This window comes from Haloferax sp. Atlit-10N, from assembly GCF_003586325.1.
GTDB classification, from domain to species: domain Archaea; phylum Halobacteriota; class Halobacteria; order Halobacteriales; family Haloferacaceae; genus Haloferax; species Haloferax prahovense.
On sequence record NZ_PSYX01000008.1, the window covers coordinates 109180 to 129173 of the forward strand.

Genomic DNA, 19994 nt, shown 5'->3' on the forward strand with positions numbered 1-19994 from the left:
AGGGGAGTTAAGAAGAGTGTCCGCGTCGGCCTCGGAATGGCTCTCGGAGCAGCACTCGGTTCACTTGGGACCCACAGGAAGCATAGTTCGCGAAACAGTGTCTCTACAGGCGCTTCGCCTCTCCCTATCCACTCTCTCACGTGTGAACAAACGAGTGGCAGCTTGCTAAACTCGCCCTCTGTCTGTTGGACGCAGTTCCTGTCAAGAACAGATTATGTCAACTAATCAACTTTCCAAAAAATTCCAACGGACATCTCACAGGGAGGGAACATTTCGAGTGTTCAGCAGACTTTCAACGAGAGCACCACATGAATATGGTGTATCTGTGAGTTCGTTACTCGAGAATGAGAGAAGTGACTTCGAGTGTTTTCTCTTGGTCTGCGGATACTGCATATTGGTTAGACCACTCCCGCACAAGCCAAAGTATTATTTTGCTGTGAAAAACAGCAGAGACCAATGAAATTCACCGGCTCAGAATCGTCCCGAAATGCGGCAAACGGTCTTTTAGACAGTAAATCGGCATGACAAAGCAGTCGATCAGCCAGCAAGCCGAGGACGAATCCACGGCCCCAAAGACGCGCAGTCGTCGCTACAACTGGTCGCGTATGGATCTCGACGAACTCGTCGACGTCTACTGGCAAGACATCGCACCGAAGCGATATCGTGACGAGTTCGACGAAGATCGCGACGTACCGACCTACGAGTGGCTCACCGAACACGGATACAGTGGTATCGCGTACGCGTTGCGCGAGCACCACGATTTGACACCCAAGCAGTTCTTCGTCGACGTCGTTGGTCTCGAAGACGACGAGGCAGAGGAGTGGGAGTGGAACGTTGACCACGACGCGACTGTGAACGCGCTCGAAGCGTACCTCACGTCGATAGAAACACGTGGTGGACGAGCAAAGAGTACCGTCGAGACCCACCGGACGCGGTTGGCCAAGTGGGTTCGGACCTATCGAGAACTGCACGGGACAGATGCATTACTTGAACCACTATCTGAGTTAGACCAGCAACCGCGAGAGATAGAACGCTGTCTTGCCGTCCTCGACGTGTTCGACGAGGAGCTATCGACGGATCGGTCGAAGCTCGAGTATCTCCACGTTGCTAGAGCGTGGTACGCGTTCGTGAAACGTCGGAAGTACGCGAAGTACAACCCACTTTCAGAGGCCGGTGAAGAGTTCGGGTGGGAAGCCAGTGACCTGGACCCACAGGCGTTGTCGGCGTCGCAGGTGCGTCGAATCTACAGCGAGGTTGATTCGCCCGAAGCGGAGTTGCTCGTTGTTGCGCTTGCTGGGTGGGGGTTACGTCCCTCCGAGGTTGCCGCATTGCACGTAGACCAGGTGGTATTGGATACTGAAGACGCGCATCTGTCGTTCGGTGATGGGGAGCGCAAGAACGGGCCTGGTGAGGTGACACTGCTGTATGGTGTCGACATCGTCGCTGACCGGATTGATGCGCTCTCTGAGCGTGAAACGTGGAATGGGTATCTGTTTCCCTCTCGGTCGTCGTCGACGGGCCACGTATCCGTGAGTACGATACGTCGTCGGTTCAAGCAGCTTGCTGACACTGCTGATGTGGTTGTTAATGGGGATACGCCAACACCGAAGATGGGGCGGCGATTCTGGTACTCGGCGTATCAGGAAGCAGTGGGAGAGGTTCTGGAGGGACTCGAGGGTGTTGCTGAAGACCAGGGAAGTTCGTCTACGGAAGTCGTACTCCGTAACTACCTGTCGAGGGAGCAAGAGCGGAAGGCACGGCGAAGAAGGATGTACGAGAAACTGGAAACGGCGTTCGATGGATAAAACGCAGGTTTGTTTCAGGGAGACTTGAGGTATGCCTTTGAATCAATCACACCACTCCTAATCGTGAACCTCGTGTCAAATCCCAAGGTGAGCGACAAGATAAGCGGTCACTCGTGTTTGCGAATTGCGTCCCGGTACGCAGTAAGTACTCGAATCAACGTCGCTGAAGGGTCGAAATCACGAATCTGTAGTTCGTTCTCAAAGTCACCGAGGAGTGCCAACGCCGGATTCGCCTGGCCGACATCAACAAGCGGTTCAAGAACAACTGTGTCAAGGTCGCGGTACAGAGCTCCAAGACAATGATGACCTCCCTGTTCGAATACCCTAATTTGGGAGTGCCATTCAGTGCGAAGGTCTACAATTGGCTTACCAGTCGAGAGATCTGCGAGAACCTCATGAAAGCCCACGAAGGGATTAAAAATCGCCTTCGAAAGTCCTCCCTGGAGGCCAAACCGACTGATTGCACTCGGATCTTGGAGTTCGACTTGGGAATCAGACTGCGATGTTGAACCCATCTGTTTGAGAAGGTCAAAGAGACGCTCCGCATCACTCACCGTGTCAACGAGTTTGAACACAGAGGACTTCACTGTCTCCCAGTCATCACGTGAAAGGTCGTAACATTCTTCGAGCTCACTCCAGAAGTCGTATTCTAACTCGGTATCTCCTTCACGGTCAGCGTAGAACTCAGCGAAATATATCAGCAAGAGCCGACCAACGTTCCCGAGTGGATTGTCAATATCGGTCTCTGTCTCTTCGAGTGCCGTGAGACGCTCTGAAAGAAGCTCCGGGGCTTCAACAGAGTCGCCAGTATTGTCTGCGAACGTCACACGAGTTACAGTATCATGATAAAAAGCGAGGAGTTCAGCTTCCGTTGACGTCACACGTTCGTCTGTGTTTAGCTCTGAGAGGAGTTCTTGTGTCCCGACAATTTCAGGATCCGATGGTGGTCCCATTAGGACAGACAGAATCTCATCTGAATCAACCGCTTGAGAGGTTGCTAAATCCGGAACTTCGGTCCCGACCAATGCAAATTTGGTATAGTATTGTTTGAGAACCATCTTTGCATAGTCGGTAGAGATATCATCAAGTTCGGCAAGAACAGTATCAATCCTATCTTCAAACGAAATATCATGACCCAGTGGGCGACTAATATGATAGTGAAAGAGTATACCCGAGGCTGCAAATTTTTGTAGCCTTCTCCGACCTCCATCTGTGACAAATTCATCGAAGCTCGTAATGTGATTATCGACGAGTTCGTTCAAATGATAGGCCGCAGCTTTTCGGTGCTGAATGAGTAGCTCGTCATCGGAGCGACGTTCTTTGAGATACTCTTGCTGCAACTGATGAAGATGATAGACAGGGATACCTTGGTCGTAGCCTAACCGCTTTAGAATTGTTTGTTGCCGGAGTTCACGGAATGATTGTTCGACTTCCTCACGGGGGCGGTCAAGAATCTCAGCGACAATATCTGGTCGCAGCTCTGGAAGTGCACATGATTGTTTTAGTAGCGAGCGGTATGATTGATCCAAGCTCTCAAGAAGGCGGGATTCAAGCAATTCGTAGCGCTCTTCTTGGATATCTGGGTGGTCCGCAAGCGCTGTTTGGAGATCGCCGCACTGTAATGCAATCTGGAGGATTCGAGTTGTGAAGTATGGATTACCGGCAGAAACGTCATGGACATCGGGTGCATATTCTGACGAGAGGCCAGACGCAGACAGATATGAGCGAACAGTCTCCACATCGAACTCTTCGAGTTCAATCTCAGTAATAAAGTCGTGTGTGCGATCGTAGAATCTTTCTTGGGCACCAACACAGACACATCCGGTGTCGCCAAGCGCAGCCGCTACTGAACGGAGTGTCCGTGCAATGTCCTGATACACGTCCTCATCAACATGTGCTCGGTCAAACTGGTCTACGATTAATACACAGTAGTCTGCAGTATAGTGCTCACAAGTTTGCTCGATGAGCGAAAGAATATCACTGGAGATGTCGGAGACACCGTCCGTCTCAGTAGTTTGGCTGGGCTGGCTGAGCGCTTGGAGCGCAGCACCTGCAGTCTTTGTCGTCACATCACCAGGAGCATTCGAGAGGATCTCTCCAGCCTTCGAGAGAAGAGGTCGAATCGAAATTCGCTCTCGAATCGATGCGTCAAACACCGCTGGGTGAGTTTCTTGCCATGTTTGTGCGAGCCTCGCCCCAAACTGTTCAAGCGACTCTGGCTCTCGGACGCGGTATTTTAGAATAGGAATCTCTTCGTCCTCGCACCACACCTCAAACTGTTCTAAGAGTGTAGATTTACCTATACCGCTTGGACCAATGACCGGATACAGAGCCGTATCACGAGTTGGACTTTCTTTGAGGAGCGCGAACTCCTCGTGGCGGCCAACGAATGGAAGTGATTGCACTACGATATTATACTAACAATTGGTATAAACAAACTCTGGTCACAGTACTTCACAGTTTCGGAGGATAGGCTCGTTACGAGTTAGATTGGCGACGATTTGTTGTGTATTCCACTCTAAGAACACTAACTCAGCGGCCTACAGCCACAATTATCGGACAAGTATGGAGGATTCCGTAGATTTCGTTGCGCCAGAACAGCGTTGCTACTCCTGAGTGGCGGGCTCAGAGGGCCTTTAGTCGACTAATCAGCTGGGATCAGTGCTGAGCAAACCAACTCGACACACTCGCCAGCCGTCAGAACCGGTGCGTAGTCCATCTCACCGTCAACATCGGCTTTCAGCAGGAAATCGGTGAGTCGCCAAATATTGTACAATAGCACGGCGAACACGAAGTAGAACAGCCGTACACGATAGTCCTTTGAGGACGTCTTCGCTAAGAAGTCGCCCTTGATACTCTTGTACTCGTTTTCGATCTGCCAGCGGCGGCTGTAGCGCCGACAGAACGTCTCGGCTTCGTCGGGCCCGACTCGAAGGTTCGTTGCGAAGACGGTTGTCCCATCACCTTTGGTTGACGGTACGTACAGGAACTGCATCGAATGGCTTCCTGCCTCAACATGAACAGACGCCGATTCCACCGCGACAGCCTGTCCGTCAGCCTCCATCGTCTCGATCACTTCCTGCTCGGTGCTGTTGATTCGTTTCGGGACAAGGTAATTCACTCCGAGATTCGAGAGTGTCTGGTAGACTCGCTGCGCATCAAATTCTCGATCACAGAGTACCGTCTCAATTGGGACGTGTTCTTTCGCTCGTGTCACGAGTCGACGGACGACGCGGTGAATCTGGTTCGATGGGTTCTCGTCCCATGCTGAACTCTCACGGATAGGTTCCACAGCCAGAATGAGTGGGATGTTCAGTCCGACAATCGATAGCGTGGCGAATTTGAACGCTCGGTTCTCCCGATCAAGCCCACTAACCATCGGCATCCCATCAACATCACCGTAGTATGGCACGGTCGTAATGTCGATAGCAACCGTGACTGGTCGACGGAACGAGGCTTCAGATTTGATCGCCGAGAGTAGTCGATCCGTTGCCGCCTCGAACCCATCGATCAAAGAGTCAGGGTCGAACTGCTTGACCGCTCTGAGATGTGTATCGCCGTGTGGACTACCGTCCGCCCCGTGTCGGTACTGGAACCGGGTTGCACCCTGTGGTGTCCCACAGCCAACCATCCCCATGAAGGTCTGTAACTCGAAGAACTGCGTATCCTCATACGTAGCATTAGCAGCGCGGCCAGAGTCGAACCCGCCAAAGCCGTGGTCCCGAGCGAGTCGGGTAGTCCGGTAGATTTGCTCGTCAGTGAACTCTCGACCAGATGCCTCGTCGTCCTCGGTGGTCCGGTTTTCTTCGTCGACAACCTCAGATTTCGGTCGAACACTAGGGGCTGAGATATCACGGTCGTGGATCTCTTTGACAACGAAGTGGGCGGCAATCCGAACAAACTCGCGGACACCGTCGTCGAAGCGTTTGCGCCACGTTCGCGACAGTACGGACTCGTCGGGGACCCGATCTAAACCCAATGGCTCAGCGAGCTCCTGATACCGAGCCAGTGCCCGATAACTGTCACCGGTGATTTCCCGGTAAATGAGGAGCCGGACCATCCCGAGAAACGAATGCGGAGCAGGATGCCACTTGGGATACCCATCATCAAGTAATTCAGCTCGAACCGTACTCTCTGCGATACTCAACCGGAGAGAGTCCCCTGCTCTCAACTGTTCAGTAATTTCGATCCCCGCACTGTAGGCATCGGTCATCCGGCAGGCACGATCTGAAAGCGGGTCCAGCAAGTCCGGCATCTCAATCGCCTTGTGCTAACGTCATAGATTGAGGGTTGCGTCGAAATCAGGGTGATTGTCGACTAACAGCAATCGTCAGTATCGCAAGCATCGCCGTAGTCGACGCCGATCTCCTCAGTGATCGCATCGTTGCAGCGCAGCAGCAGTGAGTTGAATTCGAACTGGCTGGATTCCTGTTGGGCGTTTCGGAGCTCCTCGCCGAGTTCCTCGGCGGCCACCAATACCTCTTGGTCAGCGGTGCTCAACAGCACCCACCTCCCGAGGACTGGGCGAACTCCATACCGATCGGCTCGCTGATTACGTCGTTGGTCTCTTGGAGCAACTCGACTAGTGCCGACTGGGCGTCCCTGTGCTGCTGGATCGTCTCATTGTCCGAGATTTCCGTCTGGATCTCTTGGAGCTCAGCCATGAGTTCTTGATCGAAGTCCTGTTGCATCTGTCGCTGCTTCTGTCGGTACTCATCGAGCAGATCCATCGCTTCGGGATCGCTTTCGAGCTGCTTGTTGGCCTCAATGAACTGCTGATAGGTCTCGCTGTCCGCAACGGCATCGATGAAGGTTTGAAGTTTCGCTTCGACGGCGTCCTCGACACTGTCGACTGATTCGGCGTCGCTCATTGCTGTGGCACCTCCGTGACCTGCTCGTCAAGTGCATCCAGTCCGGTCACCTCGTCGCCGAACGCGCTGAGTTCGTCGATTCACCCTCACCGCTTAGTGCGCTGTTCATCGTCGGTAGTCTCATACTGTTCGCTGGGACTCTGATCTACTCGGTCGAAGAAGCCCGACAACCCGAGCAATCGGCCTCTACTGGCCTGGCTGATTGAAACGATGTGTGTCTTGTAAACAGGATATCTCCGAAGGTGTGTGTCCCGAGAATCGCGTTGGGGACTCAACTCGCAGCCGTGAAACGGATCGTCGGATAGTTCCTCAGTCATGGGATTATGAGCCCACGAAGGCTTAGTGCTTACAATCCCCGAAAAGCAGCAGCTGTCCCAAACCAACTCACCTATTGGCCCATGCCTCAGAACGCGTTGGATCCTAAAGGTGGTTCTGCTCTTCAGTTCACGCGTCGACGAATCGGTCGGGCTCGATTCGCGACAACCGCATCGCGTTCCCGGTGACGCCGAGGCTCATCCCCATGTCGCCGACGATGACCGCGACCGCGACGCTCACCAGTCCCAGTGGGACGCCGAGTGCAAGCAGGGCCTTCACGCCGAGGCTCGACCAGATGTTCTGCCGGATCACGCCGTTGGCTGTATGCGACAGGTCGTACAGGTAGGGGAGCTTTCCGACGTCGTCCCCCATCAGCGCGATGTCGGCGGTCTCGAGCGCGGTGTCCGTCCCAGCCGCACCCATCGCGATGCCGACCTCCGCAGTGGCGAGTGCAGGCGCATCGTTGATGCCGTCACCAACCATTGCCACCTCGCCGTACTCCGCCTGCAACTCCTCGACAGCGTCGACCTTCTCCTCAGGCAGGAGTTCGGCGCGGTACTCGTCGACGCCGACCTCGTCGGCGATGGCGCGGGCAGTGCCCTCGTTGTCGCCGGTCAGCATCACCACACGCTCGACGCCCAGCTCGTGTAGGCGTTCGACGGCACGCTTCGAGGCCGGGCGCACCTCGTCGGCGATGGCGATCGCACCCAGCAATTCCGATTCCATCCCGACAATAACTACCGTCTTGCCCTCCCGCTCCAGTGTGGCGAGCGCGTCCTCGGCGAACGCCCCGTCGTCGGACTCTGCCGACTCTTCCGCCACGACGCCGCCGTCCGTCTCGCGGTGTGTCCGCGAGAGGTCGAAGCCCAGCTCCTCGAAGAGCGCGGGCTTGCCTGCATAGTACGTCTCGCCGTCGATCTCGCCCCGGATGCCCTTCCCCGTGAGGCTCTCGAAGCCAGTCGGGTCGGGCAAGTCACCCACGCCCGCCTCCTCAGCGCGGGCGAGAATCGCCGTAGCGATGGGATGCTCACTGCGCCGCTCCAGCCCGGCGGCGCGACGGAGCAGATTATCCTCCGTAGTTCCGCCGACCGGGATGACGTCGGTGACGACGAGTTCGCCCTTCGTGAGTGTCCCCGTCTTGTCGAGGGCGACGGCGTCAACCTCGCCCATGGCCTCAAGGTAGTTGCCGCCCTTGATTAGGACGCCGTTCTTCGCAGCGCTAGTGATTCCCGACACCACCGAGACGGGTGTAGAGATGACGAACGCACACGGGCAGGCGATTACCAGCAGAGTGAGCCCTCGGATGAACCACGTCTGCCAGTCGCTCGCGAAGGTGAACCCGTACCCGGCCAGGTCGACCGAGATGGGGTCAGCGATGACCAGCGGCGGGATAGCGGCGGTCAGGATTGCCAGCACGACTACGAGGGGTGTGTAGTAGCCGGAGAACCGGTCGACGAACTGCTCAGACTCGGTTTTCTTCGCCTGTGCGCCCTGTACCATCTCGATGATCTGCGAGAGCGTCGACTCCGAGGCGGCCGAAGTGGCCTCGAACTCGAGGTATCCTTCCTCGTTGATGCTGCCCGCGTACACTTCATCGCCAACATTCTTGTCAACAGGCACACTCTCGCCGGTGATCGGCGACTGGTCGACTGCACTCTCGCCTTCGATGATCGTCCCGTCAAGCGGAATCTTGTCGCCGGGGCGGACGACGACGATCTCGCCCACTTCCACCTCCTCGGCGGGGACAGTTACTTCCTCACCATCGCGAAGGACAGTCGCCTCATCGGGCGACAACTCCATCAGTTCGCGCAGGGAGTCCCGTGCCCTGTCCATCGCGTAGTCCTCGAGCAACTCGGCGATGCTGAACAGGACAGCCAGCGTCGCGGCCTCGACGAAGTAGCCGATGCCGGTCGCGGCGATGATCGCCGTCCCCATCAGCAGGTCGATGTCGAGCGAGCGATTCTTCGCGGAGTAGTAGCCGCTGCGGACGACCGGGACGCCACTAGCGGCGACGGCCCCGAGGAACAGGACATCAGCGATGTGGAGCGGATTCTCAAGAACGCTCGCCACCGTGATGTTCTGTCCGATGAAGAGGAACTCGAAGAGGAGACCGAGAGTGACAAGCGCCGCGCCGAGCCACGTCTTCTTCGCGCGGGGGCTCGTCCAGATCTCCGACGGCGGCGCGATGTCGACGCCATCGGTCGCCTCCTCTCGCTCATCGTCGTCGGAATCCGACCCTCCAACGACCTCGTAGCCAGCGGCTTCGATTGCTTCGACCACGTCGGCCTCGCTGATGCGGTCTGGGTCGTACGTGACGTTGGCTGTGCCGGTGGTCGGTTGGAGCGTGGCGTCGACGACGCCGTCGACGCGTTGGAGGCTCTTGTCGACCTTCTGGGCGCAGGACGGACAGTCCATCTCGGGGACGACGAGGCGAGCGGTCAGCTCCCGCCGCTGCCCACCCCCGCTCGTCTCCCCCGCTGTGTCCGGATTCTCTGTCATCACCTCACGGTAGGTGCGTCAGTTCGATAAGGCTTTGTTGGAATATTCCAAACTAAGGATCAACGTGTTGCCGGGGGCTCTTCGGGGAATCGTTCCCCGGCGACGTGCTGCTTCGCTAAGTGTTCCTCCGCCCGGCGAAGCCGGTAGGTGAGCGTCGACCGTGGCACGTTGAGATGCTCAGCCAGTTCGCCGACGTCGACCTCACGTGGGGACTCATAGTATCCGTGTTCGACGGCTGCCTGAAGCGCGGCCTCTTGCTCCGGAGACATGCCACTTTGCGTCTCGTCGACTCCTCCCCCTGACGCCGTCGTGTCCGCGGTTCGGAGCATCTCCATTCGTGCACAGTCCCCGACGGCGACTTTGAGGGCATCGAAGAACGCGGACACGTCACCCTCTCCGGAGTGGATGAGTCGCCACGTGTAGTGGTGGCCCTCGTGACGGGTCTCGAACAGCACGCCGTCGCCGAGGTGGTCACGAGCGATGTGGGGGACGGACGCACAGGAAGGGGTTCGCTCCCAGTCGGAGTAGAGGACGAGCGTGTCGTCCATGCGGTCGAGAACGCGGGTGGTCTGGGTGGCACCACAGTCCTCGGTAGCGAGACAGTCAGCGTAGTAGTCACTGGTGCGAAACGCGTCCTCGATGGCGTCGAGGGCGTCCGGGCTGCCGGTAGCGTGGTCGACTCGCCAGAGCTGCTCAGTAGTGGCGTGCAGCGAGAGCGAGCGGACGCGGGCGTCGGGGTGGTCGGCGAGGGCGTCCGCCACCCGGTTGCACCCCGGCTTGTATTCGAGGGCGAAGACGAGTTCGCGCATACCACGCGTAGGGGGTGGCTGGATATAACACGTCGGCTCGGTGCTGCTATCGTGTTAACTGGAGTCAGATCACGTCACCAGGGTCGTGTATCTCCTGCATTCGCTGGGCCTCGGCGGCGTACTGCGCCTGCAGATCGGCGTCGTTGACCGACCCGTGATCCTCTGGGTCGACATCGACGGCGGCCGAATGTCTTCCCGAGCGCCAGCAAGAGGTCCCCGCGTACTCCTCGCGTCGCTCGTCGATTATACCTGAATTGTTTTCTGCGGTCAGCTAGCTCTGACTTGTACAATCTCCACGAGCGTCTGCTTGTCGAACGTCAGAAAAACCGGCCAGCGCTCTGTTTGTGGGGCCCATTAGTTTCTGGTAGCTTCTATCGGTGAAAATCGTCAGATTAGGGGGGTTCGTGGCGTCCCACGAATAAATACTCAGGCAGAAGTTCTGAATAGAAGGCATGCATCAAAACCATCCTCCGAGGTTGTGGTCCCCACAGTTTCGGAGGATAGGCTAGTTTTGGATCGAATCGCCATCAAGTCGTGGTGATTCCCAGCGGTCGGGGATCGATTTTGAATCCTTACTCTCGAACTACCGGACGAGCGTACGAAATTGCGTGGATTTTGGCGCTGCTGAATACGGTTGTCACTCTTGAGCGGCGAACTCAGCGAGAGCTCAGCCGATTAGTCGTGCGGGATCAACGCCGAGGCAACGAGTTCAACACACTCACCCGCAGTCAACACTGGTGCGTAGTCCATCTCTCCGTCGACACCTGCCTTCAGCAGGAAGTCGGTGAGCCTCCAGATATTGTAGAGTAAGACCGCGAACACGAAGTAGAATAGGCGAACACGGTAATCTTTCGAGGAGGTCTTCGCGAGAAAATCACCTTTGATCGATTTGTACTCACTCTCGATCTGCCACCGGCGGCTGTAGCGCTGACAGAATGTCTCGGCTTCCTCAGGACCGACTCGTAGATTCGTCGCGAAGACGGCCGTTCCCTCCCCACTCGTCGACGGCACGTACAGGAGCCGCATTGGATGCGATCCAGATTCTACATGGATAGAAGCCGACTCAACAGCCACCTCTTGGTCGTCTCCCTCCATTTGTTCGAGCACATCCCGTTCGGAGCTTGAGACTCGCTTCGGAATGAGGTAGTTCACATCGAGGTTTGAGAGTGTCTGGAACACTTGTATCGAGTCAAACTCTCGATCACACAGCACCGTCTCGATCGGAACTTGTTCTTTCGCTCGTCGAACGAGCCGTCGCACAGTACGATGGATCTGATTCGACGGGTTCTCATCCCACTCGGAACTCTCACGGACCGGCTCAACCGCCAGAACGAGCGGGATGTTCTGCCCGATGATCGAGAGGGTTGCGAATTTGAATGCTCGACCGTCTCTGTCCTTGGTCCCGCTGACCATCGGCATTCCTTCGACCTCTCCGTAGTAGGGAATAGTCGTGATATCGATTGCCGCGGTGACCGGCCTTCGAAAGGATGCTTCTGAGGCGATCACGGAGAGCAAGCGATCCGTTGTCTCGTTGAATCCGTTCACGAGTTCTTCGGGATCGAACTGCTTGACGGCGCGGAGGTGGGTATCACCATGGGGGCTGTACTCTTCGCCATGGCGATATTGGAAGCGAGTCGCTCCCTGCGCAGTTCCACAGTGGACCATCCCCATGAACGTCTGTAGCTCAAAGAATTGTGTGTCCTCGTACGAGGCGTTCGACGCCCGACCAGAGTCGAAGTGACCGAAGGCGTGATCACGCGCGAGGCGCGTTGTCTGGATGATCTCCTCCTGTGAGAAGGATTTGTCTTCTACTGGATCTGCGGCTTCTTGCTCATCGTCGACGATCTCTGCCTTAGGCCGCACCTCCGGCGCTGAGATGTCGCGATCGTGGACTTCCTTGATGACGTAGTGGGCGGCTGTGGTGACGAACTCCCGGGTCGCCTCGTCGAACCGGTTACGCCAGGTCCGCGAGAGCACCGATTCGTCGGGGATTTTCTCCAAGTCGAAGACAACTGCGAGTTCGGGATACTGGGCGAGCGAACGGTAGCTTTCGCCAGTGAGTTCGCGGTAGAGTAACAAGCGTACCATCCCCTCGAACGAGTGCGGTGCTGGATGCCACTCTGGGTAGCCGTCATTGAGCGAATCGAACGGCCCCTCCAGAGTTCGAAGAGCCGTGCAGAGGGACTGATCGGCTTTGAGTGCCTCTGTGAGTGTCAACCCGACAAGGTAGGCGTCGGTCAATCGGTGCTCCTGAGAAGTCATGTGAGCTATCCCATCAGCCAGTCACACAAGCGGCGCGATCCCATCCTCTTTGCGCAGGAACCGCTGCTGTTGAATCGGTCAGCACAAACAAGTACTCTGTAAGTCTCCTGGTCCTGGAGTTCCTGGACTTTCTCGTCCTTGTCTTCGGGGAGGACCTCCGCGAACACCGTGTCGATGCCCAGTTCGTCGGCGACAGCATTGGCGACGTCCTGGGAGTCGCCGGTCAGCATCGCCACCTCGATGCCCAGATCGTGGAGTGCGTCGACGACGCGGAAACTCTCCTCGCGGATCACGTCGGCCATCGCGAAAGCAGCGATCAGCTCGCCGTCACGAACGAGATACACCACAGTCTGGGCGTTCTGGCCAGCCTCTTCAGCGAAGCGCTGGAGATGGTCGGGGATCTCGCTATCGAGCTGGGTCAACAGGTTCGGCCCGCCGACGTACACCTCGTTTCCGTCGACGGGCCGCTTCTCGAATGAACGCCCCGAATCTTCAGGGGTTCGGGGCATACAGGGCGTAGAGGATCGATAGCATCCCGGCGGCGGTGACGAGTGCTGCGACGAATCCTGCTTCGAAGATCGACACTTGGAGGAGTTCGAAGAGAACACCTTCGAGAAGGCCGCCCAGCCCGACCAGCGCGAAGCCGGCGGCGACGTACAGAAGCAACTGCGTGCGATGGCGCTGGTATCCGCGATAGGCCTGATAGGCGATGACGAGGGCCAATACGGTCGTGAACAGCTTGCCGATGACGAATAACGTGTGTTCCATGAGTCAGTCTCCCCGCATTTCCTCGAAGATTGACGTAATCCGGTCGGCGGGGTCCGGCCGGACGTCGATCTGCACGTCGAAGCCCTCCGCCTGCAGGAGGACTTCGACACGCTCGAGTCGCGCTTCGTACTCGCTGTAGTGCCGTCCGCCGGGGTCGACATGCGTGTACTCCTCGAGGAGGCCCTGTTCAACGAGGCGGGTGACACGCCGCGAGACGGTCGGGCGTGACATGTCGCATTCCTCGCTGAGTTCCTTCGCGGAGAGTCGGTCGGTCTTCGTCGCCACGAGGATGTCGCGGGCGTACTCGTCGTCGAGTGTCGCGAAGACCTCCGACGGGTCGGCCTCCTCAGTCACACTCCTCTAATCTCCACAGGAGGGTAATATAGCCCCCCGGTTTTCTGACTCAGCACGCCAGCTCGCTATTATATCGTCTCTACCCGCCTACTGATAGTTGAAGGTGCAATAATTATGTCCCCACTCGACTCCGGCATGAACCAGCTCGAGAGCAAAGTCGGCGGCCTGACCGTCGGCGGGAAAGTCCACAGCCTTAGCGCGTGGTTCGTGCTCGCGCTCCGTCTCATGATGGGCTACGCGTTCGCGTACTCCGGGTTCACCAAGATCACCGGCGAGTTCGCGGCCGGCGGCTACCTGTCGAACGTTGCCGCGACGAACGGCAACCCGCTTGCGGGCCTGTTCGCGTGGATGGGGTCGACGCCGTGGTTCGTCGAGTTCGCCAACGTCGCCGTCCCGTGGGGCGAGTTGTTAATCGGTCTTGGGCTGCTCGTTGGTGCGTTCGTCCGCCTCGCGGCGTTCTTCGGCGCGCTCATGATGCTCATGTTCTACTTCGGGAACTGGGACATGGGTCACGGGTTCATCAACGGGGACTTCGCATACATGCTCGTGTTCCTCGCGGTCGCCGCGTTCGCCGCGGGCCGCATCCTGGGCCTCGACCAGTACATCGAGAACTACGACGTCGGCGGCGAGACGCTCGTCGAGCGCTACCCCGCCCTCGAATACATCCTCGGCTAACCACGCCGAGACCTTTGGGAGTACAATAATGCAAAATCCAATTCAAGCACGCGGAATTCGTTCTCTGGGACTCATCGTCGTCGGAGCGCTGGCTCTGGCCGTCGTCGCCGGAATGGCGCTAACACACGCGACTGTCCCAGATGCAATGATGTGGGGCTGGCACGACGGCATGTGGAACGACGGCCACATGGCCGGATGGGGTAGCTGGGGCTGGGGGATGATGCTGTTCGGTCTCCTGTGGATGGCACTCCTCGTCGCCGTCCCCCTCGGTTTCATCTACTGGCTGGGGACGCGGTCGCAATCGAACGGCCCCGCCGAGGATAGCGCACTCGCCGTCCTCCAAGAGCGGTACGCCCGTGGCGAGATCGGCGACGAGGAGTTCGACCGCCGTCGCGCCCGTCTCAGACCAGATGATGGACGGTAGCGGCCGGTCGTTCCCTACTCGATGACTTCGGTTTTCACGACGGTTGCCGGACGAGTCGTCAATCGGAGAACACGGTTGGTGACACTTCCGAGTAACGCCCGATATTCGTCCGGCCGGCGTTTGGTACCGAGCACGAGGAGATCGGCGTCACAGTCGTCTGCGTGATTCACGATGGTCTCAGCGGGGCGGCCATGTTGCATCGTCGTCTCGACATCGACATCGGTCTCTGCGGCTCGACGTCGGAGTTCCGAAAGCGTCTCCTCGCCGTGTTCTTCGAGCCCGTGTTCGGGACCTTCGGCCTCGTCGACGTACTCGTCCCCGCTGTAGGCAGTCACGACATCCTCGTCAACGACGTAGAGCACGTGAAGGACCGCGTTGTGAGCGGCTGCGAGCTCGATCGCGTGCGTTTCAGCATCTTCAGACGCGACAGTTCCATCGGTCGACAGGAGAATTCGGTCGTACATTCAGTCGGAATTCGAAGGCGGTATCATAAATTGACTTCCAATTCTCTCCGCTCAAGAGTCACGGTAGCGGGTTCAGTATGGCCGCGTCAGCGGATGTGTCCAAGCACGACGGACGGACTCACTCGATACTGTGAACCATCAACGAGCTGTCCGTCAGTGGTCGTGCCCCTCCATCACCATCGGATGCCCGGTGGCGTTTTCGTCCGAGTTCTCCCCGAAGGTCTCCTTGCAGGTCTGCGAGCAGAAGTAGTACGTCTCGCCGTCGTGCGTCGCCGATGGCTTGCTGTCGTCAGTCCGCATGCCACAGACGGGGTCGCGGTACGGACCGGGCGCGCCGAGGCCTGTCTCGTGGCTGCACTAGTCGCGGCAGCGGGGATGCTTTCCATCCTGTATGCGCTCTATGCGCCGAATCCCTGAATATCCCACTCGGCAAAGTGTTTTAGTATGTCTTCATCTGACTTCCCTCTGGGATACGTCAAGTTCGACGATGTTCGAGAGTTGCTCCCAGAATCGACACCCATTCAGGTGTCAGAATCAGTCACACTGGAGACACTGCATCTTCCTGGTCCAGACCCAGCAATCGTATTTGTCCACGGTGGTCTCGGGTCACTTTGGAACCCGTACCCACAGCTTGACGCTTTTAAAGGGAGTCACAAACTAGTCACGTACGCGCTCGCCGGTAACGGACAATCGACCACACGCCAAGAGCAGACCCTTTCGGGACATGTTTCCGATCTCGCGAATCTCCTCGATGAACTCGACATCGAGTGCCCTATCGTCCACGGCCACAGTTATGGTACCTCCCTCGCAATCGAGTACGCGAAGCGCAACCCGACGGCTGGGCTCGTTTTACATGCTGGGGGTGACCACGACCTAACACCCATGTGGGAGAAACCGCTCTTACGACTGTTTCTCGCACTCCAACTCTACAAAATCTCCGCGAACGACGCGCTCATACGGCAGTTAGCATACAGCGTCGGCTTCCATGAAGGGACGTCACGGGCCGTTGTCGAAGACTTCCTGCAATCAAACCCACTTCCCCACCGTCGCTCAGCGTGGACGACTGTCACCGAGGCCTTCTGGGGGTACGACGGTCGCCCCGATATCGAGCGAGTCGACGCCCCAACGCTCGTCATCCACGGACCAGCCGACGGCATCGTTCCCATCGAGGTGGCACGCGGAACCGCGAGGCGGATTCCCGAGAGCGTATTCTGCAGGCTACAGCGTACCGGTCACGTCGCGATGATAGAGCGCCCGAATGCGTATAACAGTCTGCTTGAAGCGCTTGTCAAGACGGTTCGAGAGGACCGGGATCTGGAAACGACGATTCGAGAATCGGTCGACGAAAACGATGGCGAAGTATCCGACGTTCGCTAAGGAATTACTGCCATTCTGCAGCTTTAAGTGCCCGTTCGAGATCGAACTGAAGGTCGGTAACATCCTCGAGACCGACGCTCAGCGATTCCGGGCCGGCGACCGTCAGGTCGAACTCACCGACGGCGCGGCCGTAGTGCAAGCGCGGTATCATTACGCCACTCGCATCACAGAGGTGGGGTCGTGGCTCGTCGACGAATCGCTTTGGGTGTTCCCCGAAGAAATCGCGGCAGTCGATCGAACAGAAGTAGTACGTCGTCCCCTCGAACTCGGCAGTGAGTTCGTCAGACTCGATCGGTTCCATCCCACAAACAGGATCAACTGACATACCGGCAGTACGCCTCGCCCTTTCATAAACGTCGGTCGGTCAATTGCTACTACGCGTCGGCTCACTATTCGGTGTATACCGCAGGTTGCTTCTCGAAGCGCTGTCGACATTCTTCGCTACAGAGATAGTACGTCACCTCGTCGTGCCGGACTGAAGCTACCGCTTCGTCAGCCCTGAGTTGCATACCACAGACGGGATCCCTGGGCATTCTGTACGTATGTCCGTCTCCAAGCCGATTGGGTATTTCGAAGTGAGACTCAGTACCTCACAAAGCATCGCCAGTTAGCCTGACCTGAGCCACCTATTCTGTTGTGATGAGTCATCGATACCTGTCGAGCAGCGCTGATCGGGGACGGAGCTGTCGCTGTCGGCGGCGGTCTGCCGCCGACGCGACAGCGTTGCCACTTGCGAAGACGCTTGCTCGGTCAGTGACTACCGGTGGAACCGGTCGTCCGGTGGCCGGTTGGCGGGGACGGCCCGACGCACTGCGAGGGCCGTCCACGCGGCACGTCGAACCATATTGACGAACTCCTTGTACGGCCACCACCAGAGGCGACGCCCGCCTCGGCGGGGCGTCGCCACGTATTCGTAGTGGAGATACCGCCACGCGTTCTGCAAGAGGAGACTCACCACGACGTACAGTAGTCTCACTGTTGCGTCTCGCGTTGTTGTCGTCGCTATCGCTTGCTCAGACAAGCGATAGCTCGACTCGATACCGAAGCGTTTGCTGTAGTGGTATCGAGCGTCGCGTGGTGTCTCGATGAACGGCGCGTCAGCGGCGTAGCCGTGACGCGCCACACCGTTCTCGTCATACCGTCCATTCAGGTACGTACAGTCGATGTAGACAGGAAACTCGACGGTCACAGTAATGATCAAGGAAACTTTTGAAAATCGAGGAACTTCTGGCACCAGTCTCTTGCAAAACTGATTCGTTGTGTCACTTGAGTAAACACGTCCTTGACGAGTTCGTGGAACTCGTCTTCGTCCTCAACGATAATCGGTGCCATCGTCCACTTGAGGTATTTCCAGACCTGCTCGATCGGATTGAGATGGGGTGATCCTGAGGGAAGGAACACGAGATCGATACCAAGCTGATGTGCGCGCTTGCGCGTGTATTCACAGATGTGTGATCCGTGCTTATCCAAGACGAGCAGAATCCGCTTGCCGGGATTCTGCTCGCGCACTGCTTCTAACACTTCGCAAATCCGCTCTTTCTCCTCGGTTTCTTTCCAGCGAACCGTACTCTCTCCGTTCAATGCGTAGAATCCAACCGCCGAGTCTTCTGTCTTGACTAACGGCCGTTCCACGTGTGGGTCGTCTACGTACCAGACACGACGTGAATTATCGTACGGTTGCGGTTGGGAAGCATCGAAAAACCCGAGGACAGTTCCACCATCTGTACAAATATCGTCGTCAACAATCCATCCTTCTTCGTCGTCTCCTTCGCGTTTGTTGTGTGGACTGTCATCCTCGTCGAGCGCGTCGGCGACGCGTTCGTCGAGAATCTCTTCAGGATTCTCCGGGCGATATGGACGCTTCGGACGGGGTTTTGCATAGGACAAGCCCAGCTCACGGAGGAATTTCCCGAGATAATCCGGATGAAATTCAACGTCGAATTCTTCCTTGAGAAGATGCTGAATCTCTTGTGACTTCCACGGCTGGCCTTCTCGAAGCATCTCGACCAACTGTTCTTGTTCGTCTTCGTCGAGTTTCGGGGGCCGACCGCCCCCGAAACTCGGCATCAATGCTTCGAGTCCACCTTCGTTCCAGGCATCAGCCCAGCGCCCGCCGGTCGCTGCCGACCGTCCCTCGCGGTCGGCAGCTTCCGCGACCGAATCGCCGCAATAGAGGTTCTTCAGAAAGCCCAACCGCTCTTGTCGACGATCGTCTTTGGCTTCACGAAGTAATTCGTCGATCTTCTCCTCTGGAAGATGATACGTGATCTCCTTTCGACGACCTTCGCTCATTACGTTCTGATCCAACGCGACCAACAAAGGTTTTCGCGCTCATTATTGGACCGTCGAGTTTCCCTGTCAAGTCGTGTTGGATGACGCGACTCCAGCCTTCTGAGAGTTCCTGCTGAATCGTCTCACCCCATCTGATGATTGGCATCACGTAGGCGTAGTTGTGCGCCTGCAACAGCGTGAGACACTTGCTGTCGTAGAATCCACGATCGAGGTAGACGGCCTTGACTTCGGTGTCAAGGCCGTCGAGCAGTCCAAGAAACTCGGCGAGGACGCTGCTGGCGGTGTCGCCGTCTTCGAGACGGCGCACCGCCAGCGTGTGTCGTTTGTTCTTCACACGCGCGTAGAGTGTGGCGTAGGCGTGGAACGCGGTGGTTCCGCGCTTGGCCTCGGAGTGGTAGAGGCCGTCTGTCTCGTCTTCGTCACCGTAGTAGGGTCGCAGGTGGAGGTCTGCGCAGACCTCCACCTGCTCGGGGAGGAGTTCGACGATATCTCGCTGGAGAAGCGTGTTAGCGACTCGTTCGAGCCGGTCCGGCTCGAACTTCGTCCGCAGATGGTAGAGGATCGTGTTCGCCGATGGTGATTCTTCACTGGAGTTGCACAGTGTAGAGACCGAGGTCCCGTCGGCGCACGCGCCGACGAGGACCTCGTAGATGTCCTCAACTTCGATTTCAGCATTAGCGCCGAGGTCAAGAACGATTTCATCGTTGAGCGTGTTGACGAGAAAGTTAAGGAGCTGGTCTTCGTGGATTTCACTGTCTGCTTGCTTGGTCTTGAACACACCATCAGCAAGCAGACGTTCTAACTAACCGGCTTTGTGAGGGACTGAGACTGACGGACACGTATTAAGGGCCGTCAGAAGAACTCTATGACAACGCCCATGGTTCGATTTCTTCTCCGTCTAATTCGCATTCTCGGGACGTTCACCCCGTTCATCCTACACTTTCTCCGTGACCGGCATCGGTTTCTGATCGTCGGTGGGTCACGCACTGTGCCACGGGACCAGCACGAGCAGCGTGCCCGCCGTCTACGGGAGGCGATGCTCAACCTTGGGCCGACGTTCGTAAAGATCGGCCAAGTTC

At 57.3% G+C, this 19994-nt stretch carries 17 protein-coding genes and 4 pseudogenes; 4 read left to right on the forward strand and 17 right to left on the reverse strand.

Translation table 11 applies throughout. From position 1 onward, the window contains the following. Positions 1 to 605: 605 nt before the first annotated feature. Entirely contained in the window at positions 606 to 1805 is a 1200-nt protein-coding gene (locus C5B91_RS18515; RefSeq protein WP_115819793.1) for a site-specific integrase, read from the forward strand. Between the two features lie 107 nt (positions 1806 to 1912). Here C5B91_RS18515 and C5B91_RS21980 read toward each other — a convergent pair whose 3' ends face one another. From C5B91_RS21980 to C5B91_RS18570, 10 genes and pseudogenes are all read right to left on the reverse strand, one after another. Then, the gene (locus C5B91_RS21980; protein ID WP_147298778.1) at positions 1913 to 4210 is read right to left on the reverse strand and encodes an AAA family ATPase; all 2298 of its coding nucleotides are present in this window, start codon (positions 4208 to 4210) and stop codon (positions 1913 to 1915) included. Between the two features lie 239 nt (positions 4211 to 4449). Continuing rightward, the gene (locus C5B91_RS18525; RefSeq protein WP_115819492.1) at positions 4450 to 6060 is read right to left on the reverse strand and encodes a transposase; all 1611 of its coding nucleotides are present in this window, start codon (positions 6058 to 6060) and stop codon (positions 4450 to 4452) included. A 62-nt stretch (positions 6061 to 6122) separates the two neighbouring features. After that, positions 6123 to 6305 (reverse strand): halo-CC-star protein HcsS, encoded by a 183-nt coding sequence (hcsS, locus tag C5B91_RS18530; protein ID WP_394337592.1) that lies wholly within the window; start codon positions 6303 to 6305, stop codon positions 6123 to 6125. Beyond that, positions 6302 to 6676, reverse strand: a complete 375-nt coding sequence (gene hcsL, locus C5B91_RS18535) for a halo-CC-star protein HcsL (protein WP_115819494.1) — start codon at positions 6674 to 6676, stop codon at positions 6302 to 6304. Before hcsL ends, hcsS begins: the two co-directional genes overlap by 4 nt. A 444-nt stretch (positions 6677 to 7120) precedes the next feature. After that, complete coding sequence (locus tag C5B91_RS18545; RefSeq protein WP_199519515.1) at positions 7121 to 9490, reverse strand: cation-translocating P-type ATPase; 2370 nt, start codon at positions 9488 to 9490, stop codon at positions 7121 to 7123. 59 nt (positions 9491 to 9549) lie between these two features. Continuing rightward, the gene (locus C5B91_RS18550; protein ID WP_115819496.1) at positions 9550 to 10299 is read right to left on the reverse strand and encodes a helix-turn-helix domain-containing protein; all 750 of its coding nucleotides are present in this window, start codon (positions 10297 to 10299) and stop codon (positions 9550 to 9552) included. A 675-nt stretch (positions 10300 to 10974) separates the two neighbouring features. After that, positions 10975 to 12387, reverse strand: a complete 1413-nt coding sequence (locus tag C5B91_RS18555) for a transposase (protein ID WP_394337593.1) — start codon at positions 12385 to 12387, stop codon at positions 10975 to 10977. Between the two features lie 221 nt (positions 12388 to 12608). Beyond that, positions 12609 to 13022: pseudogene (locus C5B91_RS18560) on the reverse strand (HAD-IC family P-type ATPase); the annotation flags it as partial. Positions 13023 to 13053: 31 nt separating this feature from the next. Further along, positions 13054 to 13329: a hypothetical protein gene (locus tag C5B91_RS18565; protein WP_115819498.1), complete on the reverse strand. Its 276-nt coding sequence runs from the start codon at positions 13327 to 13329 to the stop codon at positions 13054 to 13056. Positions 13330 to 13332: 3 nt separating this feature from the next. Beyond that, on the reverse strand, positions 13333 to 13683 hold the full coding sequence (locus C5B91_RS18570; RefSeq protein ID WP_006183485.1) for a winged helix-turn-helix domain-containing protein: 351 nt from the start codon (positions 13681 to 13683) through the stop codon (positions 13333 to 13335). A 114-nt stretch (positions 13684 to 13797) separates the two neighbouring features. On the opposite strand from C5B91_RS18570, the gene C5B91_RS18575 reads away from it, so the two are divergent. Together C5B91_RS18575 and C5B91_RS18580 are read left to right on the forward strand one after the other, a co-directional pair. Beyond that, on the forward strand, positions 13798 to 14358 hold the full coding sequence (locus C5B91_RS18575; RefSeq protein WP_115819499.1) for a DoxX family membrane protein: 561 nt from the start codon (positions 13798 to 13800) through the stop codon (positions 14356 to 14358). Positions 14359 to 14470: 112 nt separating this feature from the next. Continuing rightward, on the forward strand, positions 14471 to 14782 hold the full coding sequence (locus C5B91_RS18580) for an SHOCT domain-containing protein (protein WP_233514211.1): 312 nt from the start codon (positions 14471 to 14473) through the stop codon (positions 14780 to 14782). 14 nt (positions 14783 to 14796) lie between these two features. On the opposite strand, the gene C5B91_RS18585 is transcribed toward C5B91_RS18580, so the two are convergent. Together C5B91_RS18585 and C5B91_RS18590 are read right to left on the reverse strand one after the other, a co-directional pair. Continuing rightward, complete coding sequence (locus tag C5B91_RS18585; RefSeq protein ID WP_115819501.1) at positions 14797 to 15246, reverse strand: universal stress protein; 450 nt, start codon at positions 15244 to 15246, stop codon at positions 14797 to 14799. A 153-nt stretch (positions 15247 to 15399) separates the two neighbouring features. Then, positions 15400 to 15597, reverse strand: a pseudogene (locus C5B91_RS18590) (YHS domain-containing protein); the annotation flags it as partial. A gap of 93 nt (positions 15598 to 15690) precedes the next feature. Between C5B91_RS18590 and C5B91_RS18595 the strand changes: the two are divergent. Further along, a complete protein-coding gene (locus tag C5B91_RS18595) occupies positions 15691 to 16623 on the forward strand; it encodes an alpha/beta fold hydrolase (RefSeq protein WP_115819502.1) in 933 nt (310 codons plus the stop codon). Positions 16624 to 16627: 4 nt separating this feature from the next. Here C5B91_RS18595 and C5B91_RS18600 read toward each other — a convergent pair whose 3' ends face one another. From C5B91_RS18600 to C5B91_RS18620, 5 genes and pseudogenes are all read right to left on the reverse strand, one after another. Continuing rightward, on the reverse strand, positions 16628 to 16948 hold the full coding sequence (locus C5B91_RS18600; protein ID WP_115819503.1) for a YHS domain-containing protein: 321 nt from the start codon (positions 16946 to 16948) through the stop codon (positions 16628 to 16630). Between the two features lie 64 nt (positions 16949 to 17012). Continuing rightward, positions 17013 to 17156, reverse strand: a complete 144-nt coding sequence (locus C5B91_RS23100; protein ID WP_115819504.1) for a YHS domain-containing protein — start codon at positions 17154 to 17156, stop codon at positions 17013 to 17015. 224 nt (positions 17157 to 17380) lie between these two features. Then, positions 17381 to 17809, reverse strand: a pseudogene (locus C5B91_RS18610) (ISH3 family transposase); the annotation flags it as partial. An 11-nt stretch (positions 17810 to 17820) separates the two neighbouring features. Continuing rightward, positions 17821 to 18915, reverse strand: a complete 1095-nt coding sequence (locus C5B91_RS18615) for an IS630 family transposase (RefSeq protein WP_115819505.1) — start codon at positions 18913 to 18915, stop codon at positions 17821 to 17823. 49 nt (positions 18916 to 18964) lie between these two features. Continuing rightward, positions 18965 to 19693, reverse strand: a pseudogene (locus C5B91_RS18620) (ISH3 family transposase); the annotation flags it as partial. Between the last annotated feature and the right edge of the window lie 301 nt (positions 19694 to 19994).

Coding starts and splice junctions, on each gene's coding strand:
- C5B91_RS18515 (WP_115819793.1), top strand. CDS start 606: ATGGATCTCGACGAACTCGTCGACGTCTACTGGCAAGACATCGCACCG.
- C5B91_RS18525 (WP_115819492.1), bottom strand. CDS start 6,060: ATGCCGGACTTGCTGGACCCGCTTTCAGATCGTGCCTGCCGGATGACC.
- hcsL (WP_115819494.1), bottom strand. CDS start 6,676: ATGAGCGACGCCGAATCAGTCGACAGTGTCGAGGACGCCGTCGAAGCG.
- C5B91_RS18545 (WP_199519515.1), bottom strand. CDS start 9,490: ATGACAGAGAATCCGGACACAGCGGGGGAGACGAGCGGGGGTGGGCAG.
- C5B91_RS18550 (WP_115819496.1), bottom strand. CDS start 10,299: ATGCGCGAACTCGTCTTCGCCCTCGAATACAAGCCGGGGTGCAACCGG.
- C5B91_RS18555 (WP_394337593.1), bottom strand. CDS start 12,387: ATGGTACGCTTGTTACTCTACCGCGAACTCACTGGCGAAAGCTACCGT.
- C5B91_RS18565 (WP_115819498.1), bottom strand. CDS start 13,329: ATGGAACACACGTTATTCGTCATCGGCAAGCTGTTCACGACCGTATTG.
- C5B91_RS18575 (WP_115819499.1), top strand. CDS start 13,798: ATGTCCCCACTCGACTCCGGCATGAACCAGCTCGAGAGCAAAGTCGGC.
- C5B91_RS18580 (WP_233514211.1), top strand. CDS start 14,471: ATGGCGCTAACACACGCGACTGTCCCAGATGCAATGATGTGGGGCTGG.
- C5B91_RS18585 (WP_115819501.1), bottom strand. CDS start 15,246: ATGTACGACCGAATTCTCCTGTCGACCGATGGAACTGTCGCGTCTGAA.
- C5B91_RS18595 (WP_115819502.1), top strand. CDS start 15,691: ATGTCTTCATCTGACTTCCCTCTGGGATACGTCAAGTTCGACGATGTT.
- C5B91_RS18600 (WP_115819503.1), bottom strand. CDS start 16,948: ATGTCAGTTGATCCTGTTTGTGGGATGGAACCGATCGAGTCTGACGAA.
- C5B91_RS23100 (WP_115819504.1), bottom strand. CDS start 17,156: ATGCCCAGGGATCCCGTCTGTGGTATGCAACTCAGGGCTGACGAAGCG.
- C5B91_RS18615 (WP_115819505.1), bottom strand. CDS start 18,915: ATGAGCGAAGGTCGTCGAAAGGAGATCACGTATCATCTTCCAGAGGAG.